General features: G+C 38.3%; 22 protein-coding genes. 6 read left to right on the top strand and 16 right to left on the bottom strand.

The features are described from left to right. Positions 1-45: 45 nt before the first annotated feature. The 6 genes from ACOWPH_RS17940 to ACOWPH_RS17915 all read right to left on the bottom strand — a co-directional run bounded on the left by ACOWPH_RS17940 (position 46) and on the right by ACOWPH_RS17915 (position 5,810). Complete coding sequence (locus ACOWPH_RS17940) at positions 46-759, bottom strand: DUF4276 family protein (RefSeq protein ID WP_015216742.1); 714 nt, start codon at positions 757-759, stop codon at positions 46-48. Between the two features lies 1 nt (position 760). Then, on the bottom strand, positions 761-1,948 hold the full coding sequence (locus ACOWPH_RS17935; RefSeq protein WP_015216741.1) for an AAA family ATPase: 1,188 nt from the start codon (positions 1,946-1,948) through the stop codon (positions 761-763). 102 nt (positions 1,949-2,050) lie between these two features. Continuing rightward, positions 2,051-2,326 (bottom strand): hypothetical protein, encoded by a 276-nt coding sequence (locus ACOWPH_RS17930; protein WP_015216740.1) that lies wholly within the window; start codon positions 2,324-2,326, stop codon positions 2,051-2,053. A 65-nt stretch (positions 2,327-2,391) separates the two neighbouring features. After that, a complete protein-coding gene (locus ACOWPH_RS17925) occupies positions 2,392-3,468 on the bottom strand; it encodes a fatty acid desaturase (protein WP_015216739.1) in 1,077 nt (358 codons plus the stop codon). A 213-nt stretch (positions 3,469-3,681) separates the two neighbouring features. Beyond that, positions 3,682-4,737 carry a fatty acid desaturase gene (locus ACOWPH_RS17920; protein WP_015216738.1) on the bottom strand — a complete coding sequence of 352 codons (1,056 nt, stop codon included), beginning with the start codon at positions 4,735-4,737 and terminating at the stop codon, positions 3,682-3,684. A gap of 257 nt (positions 4,738-4,994) precedes the next feature. After that, positions 4,995-5,810 carry an acyl-CoA desaturase gene (locus tag ACOWPH_RS17915; RefSeq protein WP_015216737.1) on the bottom strand — a complete coding sequence of 272 codons (816 nt, stop codon included), beginning with the start codon at positions 5,808-5,810 and terminating at the stop codon, positions 4,995-4,997. A 110-nt stretch (positions 5,811-5,920) separates the two neighbouring features. Here ACOWPH_RS17915 and ACOWPH_RS17910 point away from each other — a divergent pair, with 110 nt between their 5' ends. Next, positions 5,921-7,150 carry an aminotransferase class I/II-fold pyridoxal phosphate-dependent enzyme gene (locus ACOWPH_RS17910; RefSeq protein ID WP_015216736.1) on the top strand — a complete coding sequence of 410 codons (1,230 nt, stop codon included), beginning with the start codon at positions 5,921-5,923 and terminating at the stop codon, positions 7,148-7,150. A 41-nt stretch (positions 7,151-7,191) separates the two neighbouring features. Then, a complete protein-coding gene (locus ACOWPH_RS17905) occupies positions 7,192-7,569 on the top strand; it encodes a GxxExxY protein (RefSeq protein ID WP_015216735.1) in 378 nt (125 codons plus the stop codon). 35 nt (positions 7,570-7,604) lie between these two features. Here the strand turns inward: ACOWPH_RS17905 and ACOWPH_RS17900 are convergent, their stop codons facing one another. Next, on the bottom strand, positions 7,605-8,798 hold the full coding sequence (locus tag ACOWPH_RS17900; RefSeq protein WP_015216734.1) for a Coenzyme F420 hydrogenase/dehydrogenase, beta subunit C-terminal domain: 1,194 nt from the start codon (positions 8,796-8,798) through the stop codon (positions 7,605-7,607). Between the two features lie 192 nt (positions 8,799-8,990). Here ACOWPH_RS17900 and ACOWPH_RS17895 point away from each other — a divergent pair, with 192 nt between their 5' ends. Continuing rightward, positions 8,991-9,791: a PspA/IM30 family protein gene (locus tag ACOWPH_RS17895; RefSeq protein ID WP_015216733.1), complete on the top strand. Its 801-nt coding sequence runs from the start codon at positions 8,991-8,993 to the stop codon at positions 9,789-9,791. Between the two features lie 484 nt (positions 9,792-10,275). Here the strand turns inward: ACOWPH_RS17895 and ACOWPH_RS17890 are convergent, their stop codons facing one another. The 6 genes from ACOWPH_RS17890 to ACOWPH_RS17865 all read right to left on the bottom strand — a co-directional run bounded on the left by ACOWPH_RS17890 (position 10,276) and on the right by ACOWPH_RS17865 (position 18,054). After that, complete coding sequence (locus tag ACOWPH_RS17890; RefSeq protein WP_015216731.1) at positions 10,276-11,025, bottom strand: cobalt-precorrin-6A reductase; 750 nt, start codon at positions 11,023-11,025, stop codon at positions 10,276-10,278. Between the two features lie 108 nt (positions 11,026-11,133). Then, positions 11,134-11,565, bottom strand: a complete 432-nt coding sequence (locus tag ACOWPH_RS17885) for a DUF1636 domain-containing protein (RefSeq protein ID WP_015216730.1) — start codon at positions 11,563-11,565, stop codon at positions 11,134-11,136. Between the two features lie 82 nt (positions 11,566-11,647). Further along, positions 11,648-14,479: a pentapeptide repeat-containing protein gene (locus tag ACOWPH_RS17880; RefSeq protein ID WP_015216729.1), complete on the bottom strand. Its 2,832-nt coding sequence runs from the start codon at positions 14,477-14,479 to the stop codon at positions 11,648-11,650. A 425-nt stretch (positions 14,480-14,904) separates the two neighbouring features. After that, positions 14,905-15,399 carry a hypothetical protein gene (locus tag ACOWPH_RS17875; RefSeq protein ID WP_015216728.1) on the bottom strand — a complete coding sequence of 165 codons (495 nt, stop codon included), beginning with the start codon at positions 15,397-15,399 and terminating at the stop codon, positions 14,905-14,907. Between the two features lie 134 nt (positions 15,400-15,533). Beyond that, positions 15,534-17,654: a pentapeptide repeat-containing protein gene (locus ACOWPH_RS17870; protein WP_015216727.1), complete on the bottom strand. Its 2,121-nt coding sequence runs from the start codon at positions 17,652-17,654 to the stop codon at positions 15,534-15,536. Positions 17,655-17,709: 55 nt separating this feature from the next. Beyond that, on the bottom strand, positions 17,710-18,054 hold the full coding sequence (locus ACOWPH_RS17865) for a hypothetical protein (protein ID WP_015216726.1): 345 nt from the start codon (positions 18,052-18,054) through the stop codon (positions 17,710-17,712). A 398-nt stretch (positions 18,055-18,452) separates the two neighbouring features. Between ACOWPH_RS17865 and ACOWPH_RS17860 the strand changes: the two genes are divergently transcribed. Then, the gene (locus ACOWPH_RS17860; protein ID WP_015216725.1) at positions 18,453-18,887 is read left to right on the top strand and encodes a hypothetical protein; all 435 of its coding nucleotides are present in this window, start codon (positions 18,453-18,455) and stop codon (positions 18,885-18,887) included. Positions 18,888-19,003: 116 nt separating this feature from the next. On the opposite strand, the gene ACOWPH_RS17855 is transcribed toward ACOWPH_RS17860, so the two are convergent. From ACOWPH_RS17855 to ACOWPH_RS17845, 3 genes are all read right to left on the bottom strand, one after another. Continuing rightward, a complete protein-coding gene (locus ACOWPH_RS17855; protein WP_015216724.1) occupies positions 19,004-19,375 on the bottom strand; it encodes a hypothetical protein in 372 nt (123 codons plus the stop codon). A gap of 221 nt (positions 19,376-19,596) precedes the next feature. Continuing rightward, the gene (locus ACOWPH_RS17850; RefSeq protein ID WP_015216723.1) at positions 19,597-20,778 is read right to left on the bottom strand and encodes a glycosyltransferase; all 1,182 of its coding nucleotides are present in this window, start codon (positions 20,776-20,778) and stop codon (positions 19,597-19,599) included. 10 nt (positions 20,779-20,788) lie between these two features. Continuing rightward, positions 20,789-21,766: a GDP-mannose 4,6-dehydratase gene (locus tag ACOWPH_RS17845; RefSeq protein ID WP_015216722.1), complete on the bottom strand. Its 978-nt coding sequence runs from the start codon at positions 21,764-21,766 to the stop codon at positions 20,789-20,791. Positions 21,767-22,425: 659 nt separating this feature from the next. Between ACOWPH_RS17845 and ACOWPH_RS17840 the strand changes: the two genes are divergently transcribed. Both ACOWPH_RS17840 and ACOWPH_RS17835 read left to right on the top strand, forming a co-directional pair. Further along, on the top strand, positions 22,426-23,139 hold the full coding sequence (locus tag ACOWPH_RS17840; RefSeq protein ID WP_015216721.1) for a rubrerythrin family protein: 714 nt from the start codon (positions 22,426-22,428) through the stop codon (positions 23,137-23,139). A 148-nt stretch (positions 23,140-23,287) separates the two neighbouring features. Then, complete coding sequence (locus tag ACOWPH_RS17835; protein ID WP_015216720.1) at positions 23,288-23,782, top strand: hypothetical protein; 495 nt, start codon at positions 23,288-23,290, stop codon at positions 23,780-23,782. Positions 23,783-23,910: the final 128 nt, after the last annotated feature.

Here is a 23,910-nt window from a genome sequence, read left to right as displayed (position 1 = left end):
ATTAGAAGTTAAGTATACTTGGGGCTTGAAACAGATAAATTTTTGTCATAATTGGTTTCTCAGCCCTAAATCTTTTAAACATTTGGCAAACTCCTCTAAAGAATCATTCCGTCTAATACTCTGATCATCAATTTCTATATAATCTGCCACTTTGGGTGATTGTTTTTCTTCATATTGCATATTTTTGAGATTATTAATCTTATTCTTTAAATTAGGATTTTTCTTAATTAATATTTCTCGTGAAAATTGTTCTAAATACTCTTTTGCTCCTCTACCCCCAGATTCTGATTCTGCTATTAAATTTGTTTTTCCAAGTTGCTTACGTCTAGAAAAATTTATCCAGTCTTGATTATACCTATTTTCCGGTTTTTCGGTAAAATAACAACAAATTCCTAGACAATCTACTAACAACCAAGCTTCAAATTCTTGCACCATCAAAATTAGTTTAGCTTTACCTTCCGATGCTTGAACTACTTGCTGAATTTGGTTCAATAAAGAATTATTTTCCTTACGTCTTTGAGTTTGAGATTGAATTCCATCTGAATCTATCAAAAAGATTACCAAATCATCTCTTTTCAAATAGATATCTACTGCTTTTTTTAAACCTCCTGGTTTCCTTGCTACCTCACTAAAAGCTGATTTAGTAGCATAATCAATTTTTAAATCACACTCATAGTATTGAGAAATTTTTCTAGAAATACAGCAGACAGCATCTCTATCATAGTCAGATTCAGGAGTCCAAATACGAATACTAGGCATATTAACTAGCTAAAATTTCCTCAATTAAGTGACTATGATAAATTGCACTTCCTAAACCGAAATCAGTCATCCAATCTAAAAGATCATCACGATTTTCAGCTAATTGATCTAATAAACAGGCTCTAGTTCCTAATTCACCTTTTTGACTTAAAAGTATAATTGATATATCAGATGATATTTCTTCTGGAGAAAAGCAATCTAGCAGTTGAGAACTGTGAGTTGTTAGTACTACTTGAGTTCTTTTAGATAGTCTTTTCATAATTGAAGCAACATCTTTAAGAATACCTGGGTGAAAATTCATTTCAGGTTCTTCAATACCAATAAGACTTGGCATATCTGAATCTGACTGGTAAAGTAGTGTCAAATAAGCAATTAATCTTAAAGTTCCATCTGACATACTTGACAAGGGCATTTGTTTACCATCTAGTTCTAAAACGTTGACGATAGGGTCTTTTTTACCAACTAAATTCAAGCTAATATTCAGACAACTTTGTAGTTCTTCTGTAATTTCATTAATTCGATTTCTATCATTTTTAGCCCAATAATTTAACACCTCTTGAATTTCACTAGCTTCATTATCAAGATTGGGTATTCTATCGTTATCTTCTGTTGTTTTAAGCAATTTTATCCTTTCCATAAAGAGAGAATATTTTCTGATATCATCAGGATCTATATTATAAAATTTCCAGTCTCTAATATAGCTCGCTAATTTTTTAGTAAAAGGTTTATTGCCAATATTACCAACATAACGTAATGCTAAACTCTCTATACTTTCAGGATCTGATTTATATGATTGAGAATTTTGTCCATCTTCATCACGTACTTCTCCTTCACCATTGATAACTTTAATTACCTCATGTTCATTGACTTTTAAAATTTCAGTAGCAATCCGCACATTTTTTTTATTCGTTTTCAAACATACATTATATTCAGCTTGATTGTGTTCATCATCTTCTACTATAAGTTTTAAATTAATTTTTTCTTTTCCTAGTCTAACTAATGTCTGAATAGTTTCTAATGATAAAGAATCTGAAACTAGCAAGTGCTTAAAAAAATTCAGGGACTCTAATGAATTAGATTTACCACTAGAATTAGAACCTACTATCATTGTTAAATCTCTAAAACTTAAAGAAATATCACCTAAACTTTTAAAGTTTTCAATTTTTGCTGTGGTTAATTTTATAGTCATAACCTTGTTTACCAATTTTACATACTCAAGATCAGCTAGTTATTCATTATTACCAGATACGGCAAATAATGAGCGAAAAGTTTCGCACTCAGGTTCTTTACTTCAATTTTTATCAGTGAGTTGTTCTCTAAGTGAAGGCGTTAAAATCATAATTCCTCTCACGATTTCTTCAGGGGTTGCTGTGCCATTAATGACACGAGGTGTAATTTTCATTACCTCCAACGCTAAATCTTCGGGAATACCCGATATTTTCAGCCTCTTTAATTCTAAAATATCTATACCAGCTGCCATTCCTTCTAAATATTCTTCTACAGTAACTTCTAAGTTCTCTATTTCTGGCATTTGTTTAATTTCTATCGCAATCACCTCTTTTGTCATACTAGACGATATGAAACAAAAAAAGCCCGCCGACGCGGACTTCATTTATCTCAATAATCTACTAATTACTTCACATTCTGACTCTTAGAAGTGTAGTAAACCTTATTTCCCGTATCTGGAACAAAATGACAACTGATAGCAGAACGCCATAAAGACTTCCAAACTGGTTCTTTAGACTCAAAAAAGTACTCACCCATAATTGGTTTAATTGCCTTAGTTGCCTTCAATAAATTGTAATGAGGCATATTTAGGAAAATGTGGTGAGCAACATGAGTACCGATATCGTGATGGATATGATTAACAAAACCGTAATCTCTATCAATACTAGAAATCGCACCTTTCAAGAAAGTCCATTCTTCCCCACGATACCAGGGAATACCTGGCTCAGTGTGATGTAAAAATGTCACCAAATCCAGCCAAATTATAAACACAATATATGGAGCAGCGTAGTATTTTAACAACCACATCCAACCCCATTGGTAGGTAAAGAAACCTAACAAAGCTACAAAGCCAATCCAGAGTGTTGTGCTAGTAATAATATCCCATTTTTCCGCAGGCTTGAAAAGAGGGCTACTGGGTGAAAAGTGAGAGCCTTCCTTACCAGGAGAACGCTTAAACAAATATACTGGATAAGCCAATAAGAACACATAAAAACGCCCTATTCTTTGTAATAAAGGCATCTCGTCGTATTCTGATTCAGATACAGGATACCAGCTTTCATCATTCTCCAAGCTGCCTGTATTTTTGTGGTGAGTTCTGTGACTAATTCTCCAGCCGTGATAAGGAACTAGAATTGGAATGTGGGAGAGATGACCAACCAAATCATTTAGCCATTTATGCTTAGAAAAAGATTGGTGTCCACAGTCATGACCGACTACAAATAAAGCCCAAAACATTGTTCCTTGCATGACCCAGAAAATTGGCCAGAAATACCAAGAATCTAGATAATTAGCAACTGCATAAAGCAGACCGATAATCAAGATGTCACGAAAAAAATAATAAAGTGATTTAATCACACTAGGCTGAAAACATTCAGCAGGAATGGCAGCTTTTAAGTCCTGAAGGGTAAAGGGTAACTTGGTTGTTTCCTCAGATGATTCAGAGCTATCTAATTCGTTGAGATTGATTGTATCTAGTTGCACTGGATTTGGTGATTTGATGTAAAGCTAAACTTAATTTCGGTGGTAATTTATATTACCTTAATCTATGCCAAATTGGGGAAATTTTTAAGACTTCACCAACTTAAAAGCAGGTGAAAGCTGGCAATTTTCTTCAGAATATTTCTGCATGAAAAATTGCCATGAATAAATTCAAGAGGATAAAAGTTAAAGTCCTAACTTATCCTGAATTATTAATTATTTACCTGCATAATATTCTGAGAAAGTCTTATAGCCCACATCAGTTGTGTAGAGTTGGCATTCGTCTGTAATTTGCTTCATTAAAGACCAAGAAAACTTACATTCATCATGTAAATAACTGCTCCAATTTTCTTTAATGCTGCTGTAAGCTAACCGCAAATTATAAGAAGGAATGGCAGTAGAAATATGATGGGGAACGTGGACATTAATATCGTGGCAAAGAATTTCTACCCAACGAGGATAATCACAATGGATTGTACCGAATAACTGTGCTAAAGCTTCGTTCCATTTGTCAGCAGTTGTAAAAGGAACATCAGCAGTAGTGTGGTGAACAATTGTAAATGTACTCATCCAGAAATGGTAAACCATCCAGGGTATAAACCAGAATTTGATAAATCCCCAAATACCAGTTGTAGCAATGAGTGTGGGGAAAACGATAGCGGCAAATATGATAACGACAGCTACAGAAAGCTTGACGCTAGATTGTTCTTTTGGTTGAAATTTGCGTGCGTCAAAATGCACAACAGCCCAATGTCCAATAGAACCTACCCACCACAGGCGTTTCTCCATGAACAATACAAAAGCTGACTGTCTGGTTTTATCCCAACTTTCAAAAACTTCTGTTCTAATGGGATGCCAAGCGTTATCTTCATCCAGCTTGTTTGTATGTTTATGGTGATAATTATGTTTAATGCGCCAACTATGGAATGGGTAAATTAAGAACATCATGAAGAAATGTCCAACTAAATCATTTACCCAACGACGGTTGGAAAAAGAACGATGACCGCAATCATGTCCGATAACAAAAAAACCTGTTAAAGCAGTTCCTGTAAAAATCCAAGCTAGAGGTAACAGAAACCAAGGAGAAATAGCCAGGAAGAAGTAACCTAAGCCAGCCATTAAGAGACTAAGTACTACTTGTGTCCAAGCCTTGCGACTATTTTTCTGAAAACATTCTTTTGGCAGACTTTTGATAATATCTTTAAGCTTCAGGTCAGAATTACCAAGGTCTGTAGAAACGTTATTTATCTGGTTGTTAATTGTTGTAGTCATGAATACCTGAAAAAGAACAAAAATTCTCTACAAAGCTACTAAAAAGTAACTAATCGCAAAGTTTTGTAACATTAATTCTTCGGATTATAGCAAGCTAAGTTACAATAACGCACTTGAAAAAAAAATTTGCTAAATTTTCCGAATTTGCAAAAAAGTTTTGGTGAAAAATATCAATACTCGCAATTTAAAAGCCAATAATCGCAAGTCAACAAATAATTGACTATATGACTATTGACTATATGAATATTGACTATGATTTACTGCTTGCGATCAGCCAGCTTCACATTTGTAGCTAGGCCAAGTAATTGCAGTAATTGAATTGTCATCCAAGTCATATCAATTTCCCACCATTCTAGGCCATGACGGGCTGAGTATTGAAAGGCGTGGTGGTTATTGTGCCAGCCTTCCCCAAATACTAGTAGGGCTACCCACCAGCAGTTAGTGGATTTATCACCAGATTCATGACTGCGATAGCCAAATTGATGGGTAGCACTGTTAACCAACCAGGTACAGTGGTAAACCCAAACAATACGAAAGAAAATTCCCCAAACAACAAAAGACCAGCCACCTAAGAAAAATAGTGCTAAACCCAAAGCAATTTGTAAGAAAATGAAATTTTTCTGTAAAAACTGATAAACTGGGTCATCTATGATGTCTTTAGTGAAACGGGGAACTTCATCGTGAGCCGGAGCGAAATGAATCATCCAGCCCATGTGGCTCCACCAGAAACCTTTATTTGAATCATGGGGATCTTTTTCTGTATCCGAGTGCAAGTGATGGATACGGTGTGTACCTACCCATTCAATTGGCCCACCCTCACAGGAGAATGTCCCAAAGATAACTAGGACATACTCTAACCATTTGGGTGTTTGAAAACTACGGTGGGTAACAAGACGGTGATATCCCAGGGTAATGCCTAAACCACCAGTCACCCAGTAGAGAAATAATGCAATACCGACGGCGTTCCAGCTAAAGTTACTAGGAACCAAAGCGAATAAAGCGCCGACGTGGAGTCCAACGAAAAATAGGGTGTTAACCCAGTTAATTTGAGGTTTAGAAGTAGCAATTGTCATGCAATATCCTGAATAGAAAATTGTTTAGCCCCGTCTGCACGATCCGTTCGAGTAGCTAGGCGCTACGCGCCATAAATCCGCATATCTATATTTTTTTGAATGAGGAAACAATGAACAGCTTAGAAAAGCTGCGGCAAGCAGAACAGGCACTATTAGAGATTTTTTCTGGTATTGACGCTCAGGTCAAGCATAATCTTAAACGAGTACTAGACGGTTTTCGTAATCATCGTGTGGGCGCACACCATTTTGCGGGTGTAAGTGGTTATGGACACGATGATTTAGGACGAGAAACTTTAGATAAAGTATTCGCGGAAGTGATGGGTGCCGAAGCTGCGGTGGTGCGAGTGCAGTTTGTTTCGGGAACTCATGCGATCGCCTGTGCGCTGTTTGGTGTACTCCGTCCTGGAGATGAAATGTTAGCAGTAGTTGGTTCTCCCTACGATACGCTTGAAGAGGTAATTGGCCTACGAGGACAAGGCCAAGGTTCCCTTATTGATTTTGGCATAAATTATCGACAATTGGAGCTAAATTCTGAAGGAACAGTGGATTGGCAAACCTTAAGCACTAGCATCACTGATAGTACAAGGTTAGTGTTAATTCAGCGTTCCTGTGGTTATTCTTGGCGGCCGAGTTTGTCAATTGCGGATATTGGGAAGATTGTCCACCTAGTCAAACAGCAAAATCCGCGCACCATTTGTTTTGTAGATAACTGCTACGGCGAATTTATTGAAACCCAAGAACCGACAGCCGTAGGTGCTGACTTAATGGCGGGATCATTAATTAAAAATCCTGGTGGAACCGTTGTCAGTGCTGGTGGGTATATTGCAGGTAGGGCTGACTTAGTAGAAGCTGCGGCTTGTCGCCTAACAGCTCCTGGTATTGGTAGTGCTGGGGGTGCTACCTTTGATCAAAATCGCCTTTTATTCCAAGGATTATTCTTAGCACCGCAGATGGTGGGTGAGGCCATGAAGGGAACATACCTCACAGGTTATGTATTTGACAAACTCGGTTATCCCGTTAACCCCGCACCTTTAGCACCACGGGGGGATGTAATTCAAGCCATTAAACTGGGTTCAGCCAAAAAGCTGATTGCCTTCTGTAAAGCCATCCAACAGTGTTCCCCTATTGGTTCTTATTTAGACCCCGTTCCTGATGATATGCCGGGGTATGAGAGCCAAGTAGTGATGGCTGGGGGGACATTTATTGAGGGAAGTACCTTAGAGTTATCGGCGGATGGGCCTTTGCGTGAGCCTTATATTGTGTATTGCCAGGGAGGGACTCATTGGACTCATGTTGCGATCGCACTCCAAGCAGCTATTGAGGCTGTGGGGGAGGTATGAGGTAAGATTTTTGCACGCAGAGACGCAGAGGCACAGAGAGGATGATTGAGAATGAGATTTCGGGAGTTATTGTTGATGTAGCCTACAAGGTTCACACTACTTTGGGACCTGGTTTGTTGGAGTCGGTTTATGAGACGGTGATGGATGTTGAGTTGAGGAGACGAAAGTTTGAGGTGAGAAGACAGGTAATTATTCCCATCCTCTATGAGGGTGTGGTTTTGGAAGAAGGTTTCCGTGCTGATTTGATAGTTGAAGACAAGGTGATTGTCGAACTCAAATCAGTGGAAACTATCCATCCTGTACACAAAAAGCAGCTATTAACCTATCTACGCCTTGCTAATAAAAAAGTTGGACTACTAATTAACTTTAACGTCCCACTCATCAAAGACGGCATCACACGAGTAGTCAACGGACTCTGAAAACTCTCTGTGTCTCTGCGCCTCTGCGTGAGCTATCATTCCGGTAACTTATACTGTCCCACTATCCGCTTCGCAAACTCCGGTACATGAGCTTCCAATTTCTCCCCATGATTCCGCTTCACATATAAATAATTTCTCGCAAAGTGAGAATCTATAGAAAAACGTGCATATTCCAGTCCTTTGGGGCCAATTTTATCTATCACTACTCCCATCAATTTTGCAGCCCACATCGGTAAGGTAACGGCTTGGTCGTAAGCTGGTATGCTTTGCTGTACAGCAGGTTTTCTGTCTCCTTTAGACATCACAGGCTGGGTGTCGATTTGGTCTTTCACTAATTCCAACATTTCTTTGCCTGTATCATTCCTGACTACTATCCATTGCCATTTGAAGGGTGCGCCCATATAACCCACAACGATATCCGCTAGGGAGTTGACGTAATCAAAGCAACTCATACAGGATGGGGCAAAGATGTCTTTGAGGACGTTGGTTTTTAAGCCGAAGAAGGGGACTGTTTCTTCTGAACCGTCTTCGTGTTTGAAGTGTACCCGGAAGTCTTGCATAAATTCGTAACTAACTACTGTTTCCGGGGATCTGCTGGTGGTTTCCAGAAATTTTTGCAGTCCGGCGCGGGTAACATTATCTACGCATGGTGTTCCCAGTACGTAGAGTTTTTCTAAGCCGAGTTTTTTCTCGACGGCTCGTAATGCTTGGATTTGACAACCTACACCGATGACTAATAACCGTTTCATTCCTGATTTTTCTATCTGTTCTAATACGGATAGGTTAGGGGATAGGGTAGGTTTATTGACTTTGGCTGCTAGTATTTCTGCTGGGGTGCGGGCGATGATGGGCATCGGTTGAAAGCGGTCTTCTTTGGTGTTTTGTACACAGACTACGCCTTCTACTAAGCCACGATTGAGCATTTCTATGGCTATGCTGCTAACTATTCCTGTCCATTGTGCGCCTTCTATGGGTTCTTGTTTTCTAGCGGACATCATTTCTTGATGAACACCGAAATATAGTTCGTTTTCGTCTTTGAGGTTGCGGGGGCGGTTATGGGTGGTGGTTTCTAGTTCGTCTATTCTTTGGGTAATGAAGGCGCAAGCTTCTTTGACGTAGTGGATATAGTAGGTGTCGCATAGTCCGCATTCGCTACAAAGTTCTTTGGCGGGGCGCACGCTTCCGGGTTTGAGGGCTTTGGCTTTTTTGTGGGAATCTATGGATGTCATTTATTTTGTTTATTTTTACTAAATATGGCTTTTATTACCTTACCGTTAGGGGTTGTGATGTGGGTGTTTTGAGTTGGATAATAGTTTTGTTTCGCACAGATACGCAGAGAAGAGCGCAGATGGAGTTTTGATGAGTAGCTAAAGGATATTATTATAGATAAAGCATTTTCTATCTATAAAAAGTGATGAATTATGGCAAATTACGACCAAAATCAACAAGCAAAAGAAGCTCTAGGAAAGTTACATGAAGGAGCAGCTAGAGCCAGTGTAGCTCAAACAATTGCTCAACGAGATTATGCAAAAGCTCAAGCAGAAGCTGATAAATGGGAAAATCGGTATCAACTTGCTTTAAAAGCAGGTAATCAGGATTTAATACGTCAAGCAAAATTCCAGAAAGAACGATATCAAGCCATATCTAGTCGGCTAAAAAATCTTGTAGAGGAGCAAACACCAAAATTAGAAGAAATTAAAAGCAGCTTTAACTCTTGGGAGAAGAAAGTTTCAGCATCACAGAATGAAGTATTATGCAGCAAGCCTAATAACATAGAGGTTTCACGGACATTAATCAGCTTTGAAGATGAAAATGTTGATGTATGGGCTGATGATATATTAGAGCCACTTGAAGAAACATTATTGCTACAACCTAAACCGCAGAAGGAAACTCAATTTAAAAAAGACGCTACTAACTTTTTAGCAGAGGCTATTCATGAAATAGAACAAGCTATAATAAACGCTGTTTCTAATCAAGAAGGTATTCAGAAAGATTTTGAAAATGCACAGAAAGAAGCTAAATACTGGAATGAAAAAGCTAAAGTTGCTTTGCAAAGTAATGATGATAATTTAGCTCTTCAAGCTGTAGTAAATAAAAAAGTTCAAAATAAAATTACGCTTACTATTAAAACTCAGTTTCAGCAGCAGGAAACAACGATAAATATACTTGTACAAAATCTAATGATATTAGAAAAACTCAAAGAAAAATTGGCTACAGTATAAAATCATAATTCAATGCTAAATACTCAAAAAGTACATATTCCCACTCAAATATTGTCATTAATACTGAAATTGAAGCACTACAAAACCAATTATATGAAACATAGTATCGAAGGGTTTTCGCTTTTACAAAATTTGTTATGTATTGATCTCACACTCTTGATTTCTCTCTGTGACTCTGCGCCTCTGCGTGAAAAAAAGAAAGCGATGGCTACGCCCTCCGCAGGCATCACTTACCCAAAATACTCTAAAATAAACTATATCAATACAATCACCATACCCAAATGAGTAGAGAATTTAATGTAATTATTGAACGGGATACTGATGGTTACTTTGTCGCATCTGTACCAAGTAGAAGAATTTAGGAACTTACTTTAAAATAGCTAATCTTGCTGTTAATATACAGCTTTAATTTTTCCACAAAACCTCTATGCGTAATATTCCATCCCCAGCTTTAACCATAGGAATCAGTATTATTTTACTTTCCCTAATCATTTCCTAACTTCTCCAATAACCATTTCACAGCACTTTCCACATCTGCAACTTGTTCCCCTGGTGGTAAAGGTGGACGGTTTACCATCACCACCTTGATACCCATTTCTCGTGCTGCAATAATTTTAGGATATGTCGCATTACCACCGCTATTTTTACTAACAATAGTATCTATATAATAGTGATTTAGAATTTCCCTTTCATCCTCTAAAGAAAAGGGTCCTCTATCAAATAACATTAAACCAGGAGGTATTACTGCATCAGAATTTGGTGGATCTATCATTCGCATTAAAAACCACATTTCTTGCAAATGGGAAAAAGCAGGGATTTCTTGTCTACCAATGGTTAAAAAAACCCGTTGTGCTTTGTTTTTTAAAGCTGCGGCTGCTTCGGTAATATTTTCTGCTTCAATCCAAATATCACCCTCTTGTTTTTCCCAGGGGGGACGATTTACTAATAATCTAGGAATACCTGTTTCTGTTGCTGCTGCGGCTGCATTCCAGGAGATATGATTGGCGAAGGGATGAGTTGCATCAATTAACACATCTATTTTTTGATGTTGTAAATATTCAACCAAACCTGTGACACCACCAAAACCGCCAACGCGGAAATTACCAATAGGGGCAGAAGGTTCACGGGTACGACCGGCTAAAGATGCGATCGCATCCACACCACTAATATTAGCCAATTTAGCAGCTAATTCAGCAGCGTCACCAGTTCCACCCAGAATCAAAATACGCAACATAGCAACTTTGAATTTGAAATTTTAGATTGTGAATTCTTTAAATAAAACTCTTGTGGGGTGGGCATCTTGCCCGCCATACCCATACAAGTTAAATTTACACAAGCCTATTTAATTAACTGATAAAGACGGAATCCTGGCTAAAATGCCTTTTTTTAAAGGTTCAGGACGTTCTGACCAAGGCAGCACACCATCAGGCTGAGAGTAGTATTTACTGGCACATTCCAGCACAGCCTCAGCACAACCTGCAACCGGCAAATCACCGAATAGATAAGTTAACTTGCCTTCACCAGCGAAAGCGACGACACAGGAACGGTTACAAGCACTCATACATTCAACTTCTTTGATGGGGAACTCATCGCGTAAATCCCAATCTTGGGCGAGTTGTTGAATTTCTTGTAAAAGTTTTTGACCACCGCTTTCACCGACACGCTTACCATCTTGCCAAACACTGGCGCAGGTTTTGCAAACAAAGAGACTATGAGAAGCTACACCAGTGTCATTGGTAGGGGAAATTGAAGAAATATTCACAGCAGCAATCATCTGTATCCTCGCTGATTTGCACAATTTCTAATTATACCGCGAGGATTTTGACTCACACAGCTTTTGATGATATCGGCTGTTGTCACACCGTGCTGGAATCTGTGTCTGTGTTCAATTTCGTTAAATCTTGACCTTCCAGAATAGTTCCTCTAACATTTGCCCCCTGAAGATTAGCCCCTTGAAGATTAGCCCCCTGAAAATTAGCCCTTTGAAGATTCGCCAATTCAAGAATTGCCCCCTCAAGAATTGCCCCTTGAAGATTCGCCCCCTCAAGATACGCCAGTGGAAGTTTTGCCCGTTGAAGATTCGCCCGTTGAAGATTAACCCCTTGAAGATTAGCCCCTGGAAGATTCGCCAACTCAAGATACGCCCCCTCAAGATTAGCCCATTGAAGATTAGCCCATTGAAGATTAGCCCATTGAAGATTTACCTCTTGAAGATTCGCTCCTTCAAGATTAGCCCCTTGAAGATTAGACATTTGAAGATTAGACATTTGAAGATTAGACATTTGAAGATTAGACATTTGAAGATCCACTAGATAAAAATCTTGATGGATTAGGATACAATTCTGCAAATCTAGATAACTCAAATAATTTAAGCAAAAAATCTGATTATAAAAATCAGATCTTTGTCCTCGTAATCGAGAAATCCAGACACCAAAATCTTGCAGGGAATGCCATTGAATTTCGGAAACTTTCTTTGTTACTCTAGCGCAAGCATTCAACACAACTAATAACGCTTCTTCTGCATTTCGCGCTTGCCGATTTTCTTCATGAAAGTTAGATAAATTCAATTCTTGCATCGGCATACCATCACCTAACATAAAACTAATCAAATTACATAAAGTTTGCTGCCATTTGGCAACATTTCCTAGTTCTTGTAAACGTATTTCATCAAAAATAAAGCTAAATAGATATTCATTTAGAGGGGATGTCCCACACAAAATAGCCCATTGTTTTAAAGCCTCTTTTTCATCCCATCCTTTACGACGATTGTTTTGACGTTCTTCTAACTGATCATGAATTAAATCTAATTCTCTTACTATCCGTCTAGCTGTCAAATATTCACCAAAACTCTTATGAGTAAATTCAAAAGTTTTCTCCTGTTCCCTAACTCCACTTTGGCGGAAATAAAAAGCAGTCAATAAACGAGTTACACCTGCTTCTGCTGCTTGCTGATATTCCTCAAAAAGATTTTTTAAATGATTATTGTCACTACAAATTTTCTCAATTTTACTAACTGTTGTAGTTCTACCATCTCCGTGCCAACAAGCCAAAGCAATTTCTTCTAAAACTTCTGCAAATTCTTCCTCATCTTTGATTCCAAATTCTTGATTTATGGGATGTTTTTTCTTGTCTGCCCATTTACGTTCGTAAACTGCTTTAAGTAAATCAGCATAAATACTATTTAAATTACTATCTGCTGAAAAATCCACTTCACCACGAGCGAAACTTAAAGCCACCAAGTAATTTAACAAAGGTTGAGCAGTAATTTCTTTTAGCTTTCCTTGATCTAACTCAGATGGTAAACCAGTATATTCTATTCCCTTTGCTTCACCATAACGCTGCCACCATAAATTTCTTTGGTCTGTTTCTAACAATTTTTGTTCATCAATGTAATTATCTCTTTCATTTTCTTCTAAAAAATAAGGCAGAACATACAATATTTGTTGTGATGAATTATCCAATAAACTGCTATTTGCTTGAATTGTTAAATCGCGTCCTGTAATCAAAACTTGTAAACGAGTTTCCCGTTGATTAAAATTATCTAAATTTCTCTCTAATTTCAGAATAAAATCTTTAGCAACTTCTGCTCCAAGTTTACCCTGCATTGCCAACTCATCTAAACCATCAAAGATAATTAATAATCGTGAATCAAAATTATTTCCTTCTAAAGGATTCTCTTTAATCAAGCCATTACTCAAAACAAAATTACCAACAGCATTAGTTAAATTATCAGTAACTTCAAACCGATGTAAAGGAATAAATAAAACTCTAACTTCTCCCTTTTTAGCTTGGTTAGCTGCAAATATTTTGGCGAAGGAAGATTTACCACTACCTGGACTCCCACTAATTACCCTAATAGCATCTTGAGAATCAGCTTTATTTAACCAATTTTCTACTTCTGTTTCTAAATCAACAACAATCTGCTCAAATTTATCTTCTTCTCTACCAAAAGCCTCAGATTTTTTAACCTTAATTTTGCGTTTATAATAACCCCGCAACGGCACATAAACCTGTTTTAAACCAAAGGCTTCATCAAACATCCTTTCATTAACTTGATTTTCCAGCCACGCGCTATAAATTGTCCATGCTTGTTGTCGTGCAGTGGCTTTAACAAAAGGACTATTGAGGTTATTTATTAAAGATTGATATTTATCACTATTTTTTAACCATTCTTTGTGCAGTGCATAGACAAACTGACTGGGAATTTGATTACTAATAATTTTCGCTTCTGCTGAACTTACACCAAAGCTTTCTAACCACTGTCCAAAAGGTGTTTTGATTTCTTCAATAATTACCAAGCTTTCAGGATGATCAAAAAAGTTAATATCAATAGTTATTTCTTGTAATTCTAACTTTTTTAAACATTGCTCTAAACGATAATTAACTATTGTTTGAATATCTTTATTATCAGCATCTTGTAATAAATCTTTTCTCTCTGCTGCTAAAGTCCATATTGCTTGAATTAAAGCACTAAGAATTAAATCCCAAGCAACTTCTCCAGGTTCTTTACCTAACCCAACAGATGCGACAACTTCCACAAAATTTTCTGGTATATTACCAAAATTTGCAACAGCCGCATTTGCACCAGCTTTGGTTAATGCTGTAAAGAAACTCCCGAAGTTAAAGTTAATCTTTTTATTTAATAATGAAACTGGCTTTTTGATGAGAATCCCTGATGTGTCGCTCATAATCTCATGTTTATTTAATCACTTTTAAAATAGGTGATACTGCAAACGGGTGAAATTTGGACTTATGTCATACTGAGCGTAACGTAGTGCAGCGTATCCCTTCGGGACACTTTGTGAACGCGGAGCGTCTCGTAGAGAAGTATCTCGGAGATTTTCACTTCGTTCAGAATGACACTTTTAACCCGTTTTTAATATATACCAACTGTATGTGAGGCTGCACAGAATCCTGAAATCTATTGAACCATCTTTATCTGTGTTTATATCCGTACCCTTCTCCTGTCGGAGACACTACGTGAACGGGAAGCAAGCTAAAATTATTTTTGATATTTATTCTATTTGGTATTAGGTTGACGTAAATAAACCCAACATTATTAATGCATTTGTTGGGTTGCGCTGTCGCTTAACCCAACCTACTTTTTTATTATTTAAAATCTTAAACCAACACCACCTTGCAAAGATAAAGCAGTACCTCCACCATTGCGGTAGGCATCAAAAGCAATAATTGCGTTACCAAAAATCACCGTATTGCTATTAGGAACTACATAATCAATTCCCGGTTGCAAAGCAAAACTAATTTTATTACCCACAGGAGAAGCTTCATTCCCACTTGTCAATACCATTCCAGCACCTAAATAAGCATCTGTTTGCCAATTCAAGGGGATATCATAGGAAACAGTAGGTACTATTGCTGTTCCTTGACCAATTAAAGCTTGAGCGCGAAAAGATACAGGTGTTTCTAGTAACTTGTAGCGGAAAGCCAACACCCCACCTATTTGAGTACCATCACTCAGTCCAATTGTTGGGCCAATACCAACATAGCTACCATAAGCTACTTGAGCTTTTACTGGTTGGGTATTTATAGATAGACTCAAAACCGCACCAGTCCCTAAAATTGAAACTAAATATTTAAAATGTTTCATGATCCCCACTCCTCACACCATATAAATAACTATGTTGTCTATATTACTCTCAATAGCTAATAGCGAAAAGGGAACAGTGTCCGGAAAAATTACTTTCCCTGCATTCTCTGTTCCCTTTCATACATGATTTTTGACTATGGACAGCGGGGATGAATACCGCCTTTAGTACAAATAAAAGCCAGTTGCTTGGCATCTAAATTTTTGACTTCGGTAAAATCAACTTCTTGGACTACAGCGGCTTGTGAACCAAGATCGGATGTTTGTACAAATTGATCTGTGGTATCTTGTTTAGCAGTAAAGAGAATAGTACCTTGAAAATCAGCTTCTTTCAAATTTGCCCCACGTAAATCTGCGCGACTTAAATCAGCATTTCTGAGGTTAGCATTTGTCATATTGGTAGAGCGCAAAACAGCACCAGAGAGACGAGCAGCACTCAAGTTAGCATTGGTAAGATTAGCATTGTCTAAATATGCTTCAGATAAGTCTGCTCCTTGCCAATCGGTGTTGGTTAAATCGGCATAAGATAACTGTGTACCGATTGCAGAAACTCGACCCAAATGAGCAGCATACAAATTAGCTTCCATTAATTTGGCATCACTGATATCCGCCCCTGTCAAAGTAGCATCTTCTAAAATTGTTTTTTGCAAATCGCTACCTATTAACTGAGCGCTGCTCAAGTTAGCACTCACTAGACGGGAGTTTGATAAGTTAGCTTTGTTGAGGGTGGCGCGGCTAAAGTCGCTGCGGTTCATCAATACACGACTGAGGTTAGCATTACTGAGATCAGCTTGCTGGAAATGAGTGTTACTCAAATCAGCGGTAACATCATCGTAAGTATCCCAGCGTCCATCTTCGCCTACACTGCGGAAACGAGTACCTTTCAAACTAGCTTGGTTAAGGTTGGCAGATTTAAAAATAACTCCAGATAAATCAGTATTGTCTAGTTCCAAGTTAAATAAAGAATTTGCCTCAAAGTTTTTTGAGCCTAATTTGGTGCTGCTCAAATCCATGCCATTAATTTTGCCGCTATAAACAGTAAGAATTTTGTTTATTGCTTGTTGGTTAAGGTTTAACTGCTTTTGCCGAATTTCTCGGAATGTGGCGACTGATTCCATTTCACTCGCAAGAAACTGATTCATGCGTTTTAATTCTGGCATGGCACTCGGCCCGATATTTGCCAAGGCTTGTTGAATAGTATCTATGGTCTTGGGGTCAGTTTCTTCAACTAGTAGATCTACCAGAAATTTAATTGATTGTGTATCGTTGATGCCACCCAAGATGAGAATTGCCCTTTGGCGTTCTTCGTTGGTAACACCAGAATCAGGGCTAAGTTGTTTAACAAGTTCCAGAAATTTTTGGCTATTGATTTGCTGGGTTTTCCGTAGGCTTTCTTGGCTTTGGATGTAAATTTGTGTACCGACTAAAGTTGACAACACAGCAATCATGCTCGTTATCCCTACCAAAAACAAGATTAAATTGGGACTGCGCCGGATTGCATTTGTTGAAGTCGATTGGTGACTGGATGTGTTGAGATCATGCTGATTTTCTGGTTGGGGTTGCTCGCTGGTATTGTCTACAGGTGGTTTGACCCGCTTTTTGCTATCTGTAGCATCTACTGTGTATGTACCTGCTAACTGATCATGAAAAGCACGACGACGCTTTTGTGAAGGCCAACCCATTCCCTCTCCTAGCACCATCAATACAGCTAAAAATGTGAATAAACCTAAGTTAGGAAAGGTAAAGCTATAGCGCCACAGCAGATAGGCAATAGAAACTGGTGCTGTCCACCGTCCTAGCCCTTCACGGACGACAACTGCGCCTAAACCAGGGGCTGTACCTTCGTCGCTAACTACCCGCACACCAAACCAACGTTTGGGAATGGTGCTGCCGGTTTTACCTAGTAGATACAATTGCCACCATGAGAGGGTGATTGGTGCTAATAGGGCAACTGTCCACAAGAAATTAGTCGGACTGGCAACGTTACGAATACCATAACTAACGGGTAGGGCTAGTGGTCGTGCGATCGCTCTTTCTGTAAGTACCAACACTGGATTCAGAGGTACTCGGTTGAGATCGCTGCGAGAATTGGCATAAACGCCTAGTCCAAAGGGAACTAAGCCACTGGCAACTACTAATGTGATTTCCACTGCCCAAGCGGCCAAGCGCCTTGTTCCTAAGGGTAGGGAATGAGTTTTTTCTGGTTTTTTGGACTGGCTAGATTGATGAATATTTGTCCCGACAGTTGGGGTCGCCATTATATAATTCCCTTTGACTTTATGTTTACGCCAATCTCGGCGCGGTTAAAATAGGCTATTGCTTACGTTGAAAGCTATTAGACACAAAAAATTTGTATCCAAGATACACTAATACCGCTAACAGTGCCAGACTAATTACAGATGTTACGAGTTTAAACACTGTTTGTAACATCAATAATCCCAACACCATCACCACTCCCCCAACGGCCAGCTTTTTCATTCCCGATAAACCTTGGAACCAAAAGCGCGATCGCTCTAGATATAAGTTAAATTTGGCAAACCCAGCGGTCGGTGTCTGTTTTTCTCCCTCTGGTTGAGGCTGGGTTGGGGAAAATGAATTAATCTCAGCCTCTAGTTTTTGGAGGCGACGTTGCAACTCTTCTTCGGGTTGAGGACTCATGATTTGTTTACCTCAGCTAGGATAATCTGGCTTTACAACCAACTAAATCCTTTATTTGGCGGTTGTCTTAGTGATTTTAACTAATATCTATGTGTACAACACCTTTATAGGTAGGGAAAATAATCTATTACCCCTGAGTTGCTAGAGGTTGCTGTTGACTAAAAATTGACTAGCCATTATTGAAGGGGATCAAGATTATTAGTGCTTGAGTATCCGTAAAATTTTTCTGCCTTTCCCTTTTCATTTCAGGATATTTTAATGTTTAGTCACAAAATAGTTAAATTTCAGAATAAAAATTTATACATTACATTTGGGAACAAAGACGGTTTGTGTGCGTCAAGTAGTCCAGAATATATATAAAGATATTGCTCTATTCACAATTGGGAGCATTAACTAAAATGAAAACTTTAAAGCTATTGACTCTTGTTTCCACAACTTTGGCAATGTGTTTGGTATTTAACCAAGCTAATTTGGCCCAAACTCCAGTAATTCAAGTTAATAACAAACCCCAGACAGACCCCATGGTTGTCAATGGTATGTCAGGGGGAACAGTTAAAACTAACTGCGGGAATATTACCACTAAACCAAGTCAAGTTATTCAAGTTAAAGAATCACTACCTTATTTGCGATTAACCGTCGAGAGTCAGGGAAAGCCCACGCTATTCATTGATGGTCCCGGTGGTAAATTTTGTGTACTGGCAGATAGTTACTCTGAAAATAATAAACCAGAACTTGCAGGTTTCTGGCAGGCTGGGCAATATTTGCTCTATATAGGTGATTTATCCCCAGAACAGCACCCTTATGCCCTCTCGATTTCACAAAAACGGAACTAGAAGGCAGGAGGTAGGAGTCAGGAGTCAGGAGTCAGGAGTCAGAGGGCAGAATGAATGCTAGTAAGTACTCAATACTCGGTACTCACTACTCACTACTCAGACTGTTATGAATTATCTTAATCTTCTAGTGATTTGGCGGGGACTTCAATGGCTGTGATATCAATTGTGCCTTCTGGTGCAAAGCGGCTAAATTGACTATTTTGGATTGATAGCTGTTCTCCACAATTTGAACACTGCAATTTGCTGTTATTTAAACCTGTTAATTCAAATTCGCAGACGGGACACTGGCCAGTAACCAAATTGCGTTGTAGCCACCAGCGAAATCCGAAAAAGGCAATAACTGGTGTGACTAACAACAGCCCAAAAATAATTAGCAGGGAATTAACCAACCAGCCTAAGCCTAATGATGCTAATAACCAGGTTACAGCTAATAAAGTGAGCCAAGGACGGAGTTTTTCAAGATTCAATTGCAAGTTATTAGGGCGCATTTCTCAAATTTGTTTTACTATCACTCTATCTTAGTCATTAGTTACAGCAGATTGCAGATTAAAGAGGTACAGAATTAACATTGAAACCTAGACACCAAGCCAGTTTTACTCCTGACTCCTGACTCCTGTACGGGCGAAGCATTCGGGCGATCAATGATCGATTTTTGGCAAAGGCTATTTTCCGAATGCTTCGCCCCTACTCCTGAATTCTGCTGTAAGGGTCATGAGTTTAGTTGAGACGAAGAGAGAAGCATTTGTTGTAGGCGTTTTTGAAAGGCTTCTATACCAAAAATAGCGATCGCTTGTTCTCTTAACCATTCACCATCACAACGTTGATCCTGACCTTGGAGAATTTCGATACAAGCTGCTGCTACGGCATCGGGGTTGCGGTGTGGTACTCGCCATCCTAGCTTACCATCTTGTAAGGGGTCAGCCGAGCCATCATTATCACCAGATAGCACTGGTATACCACAAGCCATTGCTTCTAGATAAACTATACCAAAGCCTTCTTGAGAGGGCATAACATAGGCATCTGCTAGACGATAGTGTAACATTAATGCTTCTGTAGCGATAAAACCGGCAAAAATCACGCGATCGCTCACACCTAAATCTTTTGCTAACTCAGCTAATCGCGGTTGGTCGTCACCACGACCAATTACCAAATATTTTACTTCTGGAAACACCTGCATGATTTGCGGTAATGCTCTAATTGTGACATCTACACCCTTGTAAATATCCCCAGACCACAACCGTGCCACTGTCATCAACACCTTGGCATTATTTAAACCGTACTTCTCAACTAATTCTGGTGCTTTGATACCAGGAGTAAATTTATCCCCATCAATAGCACAAGGTAACATCTTTACCTGATCAGGATTGATATCATTAGCAGCACACGCACAATCTCGACTGTAGCGGCTAATTGTCCAAATGGACGAAGCTGAAGTTAAAGCACGTCTTTCTTGATTTTTGAGTGGTTCCCAGACTTCCTTCCCATAAGTTAGTACAGTATAAGGAATCCCCAAAGGTTTGCATAAAGTCTTTATCAGTACCGCCAATTTAATGTGACCACAAAAAACGTGTTGCGGTCTTTTTTGCAAGAGATAGCGAAGTAAAGCTAAAGTAAATTTGACTCTTCCTATTTGGGGCAACTCACTTTTAAAATAATGAAATTTTAAATTTTCCGATGCAAAAGGATTTACACAATCATCACTATCACGTAATAAAAAAACTTCTGCTCTACAGGTTTGTTCTAATCCCAAATAGCCGCGAAAAATATCTTTAATATAGGATTGAATCCCACCTTCAAGGGCAAAAATTTCTAAAAATACGAATAAATGATTGGCTTCATTACTCAATTTTTCACCAGGCTTCAAATTATCTGTCACTTGATTAATTAGCATTTTGGGATATTTAGGGTGACACTCTAGCACTTTGTAATCTATCCAAATCAGTGTTTACCATTCTCTCTAACAGTTGCTCAAAACTAACTTTAGGTTCCCAGGCAAGATTATTTTTAGCTTTATTAGGGTTAGCTACAAGTTGAAAATGTTCATCTGCTCGTAGTAAATTGCTATTAATAACTACGTATTTTTGCCAGTCTAGTCCCACACAATCAAAAGCTGTGGCGATTAACTCTCTAACACTGTGAAGTTTACCTGTACCAATCACATATTCTTCTGGCTCATCTACTTGTAACATTCGCCACATAGCTTCAACATGATCTCCAGCAAAACCCCAATCACGTTTGGCATCCAAATTACCCATTTCTAAAGTTTCAGCTAAACCCAATTTAATTGATGCTACCGCTAAAGAAACCTTGCGTGTCACAAACTGAGGAGGACGCAAAGGAGATTCATGGTTAAACAAAATACCACTACAAGCAAATAGGCCATAACGTTGTCGATGATGTACCATCGTCCAGTGAGCGTGTAATTTTGCTGCTGCATAGGGATTTTTCGGACGAAAAGGAGTTTCTTCATCTTGAGGAGAAACATCAACATCCCCAAACATTTCTGAACTACTAGCTTGATAAAAACGTGTAGATAGACCAACTTGCCTAATTGCATCTAACAATCTAGTAGCAGTACCTGTGATTAGATCCAGTGTTCCTAAAGGATCATGCCAAGAATCAGGAACAAAGCTGGGTGCTGCTAAATTGTAAATTTCGTGGGGTTGTAATTGTTCGACAGCCGTTAATAAAGCCGCACTATCTCTAGAATCAACAGTGTAAATTTTTACCTTGTTTGCCAAGTCTCCCAGTTTTGACAAATTGGCTTGTCGGTGTGGAGATACCAAACCCACAACTCGGTAATTTTGGTTGAGGAGCAAATGGCTGAGATAGTAGCCGTCTTGACCTGTAATGCCTGTAATTAGGGCTGTCTTTGTCATAGATATGCTTTTGAAGTATGACAGTTTTAGTCTAGTAAAGTTATGTATCTAGTATATAATGAAGTTGATTTAGCTACCCGTGATATATTAAACTCTGTTACTACCGAGTTTATTTAACTATATTTAATTGATTTGGTCACTGGTGGCAGTAATGATGAAATTTACGATTTGTACTCTCACTAAATAGTCATGCAGATTTAATCTCTTTTGGCAAGCTATTGATCTCTAAAATCACGAAAGCGGCGTATGACTCTTAATGCAGGATTGTAGAATGCGTCAGACTGGATCATTCAGTAAAAATTTAAAGATTTTTGCTATCTGGCAACACCCTACTAAATATTAGCTAAGAATGGATAACCTAATAACTGTTTTAGGTTTTATAATTGTCTAGAACAGGTAAAAACTGGTCATTAAAGAGAGGCCGAACAGGTTGTATAAACCTATCTAAACACAGTTTGTTGCAGGTAACTTTAACACAAAATTTAGTTACAATGTCATGCACAAAAAGGGTTTTATTCCTGTACGGGTTGATTATTGCTAAACCCATACTGACCAATGGATTGCTGACAGCTACTGTATTTTAGACATCGGCTTATATAACCTGGCTTTAAAGTCTGTTTTTCCATGAAATATCACTTCGCCAACACGTACAAATAATTATGGATTTGTCAAACTTTACTACACTCCAAAACTTAGAATCTGCCTTCGGTGGTGAATCGATGGCAAATCGCAAATACCTGTTTTTTGCTAACGTAGCGCGTCAGCTGGGTTTTTCAGACTTAGCAAAACTTTTTAAGGAAACAGCAGATCAAGAAACTGAACACGCTTTTGCTCATTTTGAGTTGTTGCATCCCGAACTTGTTGTAAAAGATGCAGCGAGTTTAACTGAAGAACAAAAAAAAGAAATTATCTCTCGCTGTTTGTCTTTAGCAATTGAAGGCGAAACCTACGAATACACTACAATGTATCCTGATTTTGCTGCTGCTGCTCAAAGCGACAGAGATAATCCCGCAGCTGAAGAATTTCTCAAACAAGCACAAGAATCTAGCGAACACGCCAACACATTCCGCACCGCAGCACACCGTTTTGGTTTGCTCAAATTCATAGAAAATCACCATGCAGATCGCTACTCTGAAGCTTTAGAAGTATTAAACGGAGGACAAGCTGTAACCAGAATAGCAGGTGAAGATCCTGCAACTCAAAAATGGATTTGTAGACAATGCAGCATGATTTATGATCCCGTGACTGGTGATCCTGATTCAGGAATTGCACCTGGTACACCTTTTGCAGCAATTCCTGATGATTGGAGTTGTCCTATTTGCGGTGCTACCAAAAAGACTTTTAAACCTCTTGAAGAAAAAGTTGCTGCTTAAGACAGAACTAAATTGAGTTGATCGATCTATTAAATTTCAAAAAATCCTAGCCTTATCCCTCTTCCTTTATAATGTCTAAAATACGGAAGGGGGATTTTATTTCGCTTTCTACTAACTAGGTGATATTTTTGAAGAGAGAGAAATAAATATGCTGCCAAAAATAAAAAGAATTTACAGAATTGAAGAATTTTCTCGGCAAGATATACTTTATCATTCTTTTACACCTGGTTTAGGAATAATTTCCTCTATTTTCGGTGGCTGGACAATACTTTGTTTTTATTTGTTAGTGGGTGCATTTATTAGTATTTTATTTTTAGATATTGATAATTGTTATGAAGTACTAACTTGCAATTTCAATTCAGCACTGGGTCGAATTAGTTTGAAACAAAGAAATATATTTTCTCAGGGAGTTATTGAACTATCACTTGCTGAAATTGAAACAGTAATAATTAACTCGCGCAGTTCTTCTTTTAGTACTAAAACTAGGTTTGGCAAAAAAATTCAAATTGACAATCAGTTATATTGGATTACTTTTATTTTATATTCTGGTGAACATCATCGTTTGACTTATTATGAAACTACTCTTTTGAGTAACAAGCAAAAAATGGTTGATTATATTTTATTTTTGAAAGCAAATACATAAGGTTATTAATCTACTAATGATGTAGAATTTGAATTAAATATCTATAATAGCAATCCTGTTGGATTTATAAACGGAATTTGGAAAATTAACCCCAGAGACGCAAAGAACGCAGAGGAAGATAAAAAGAG

This window comes from Anabaena sp. PCC 7938 (assembly GCF_049315035.1).
Classification (GTDB): domain Bacteria; phylum Cyanobacteriota; class Cyanobacteriia; order Cyanobacteriales; family Nostocaceae; genus Anabaena; species Anabaena cylindrica.
This window is presented reverse-complemented; position numbering and strand designations above follow the sequence as displayed.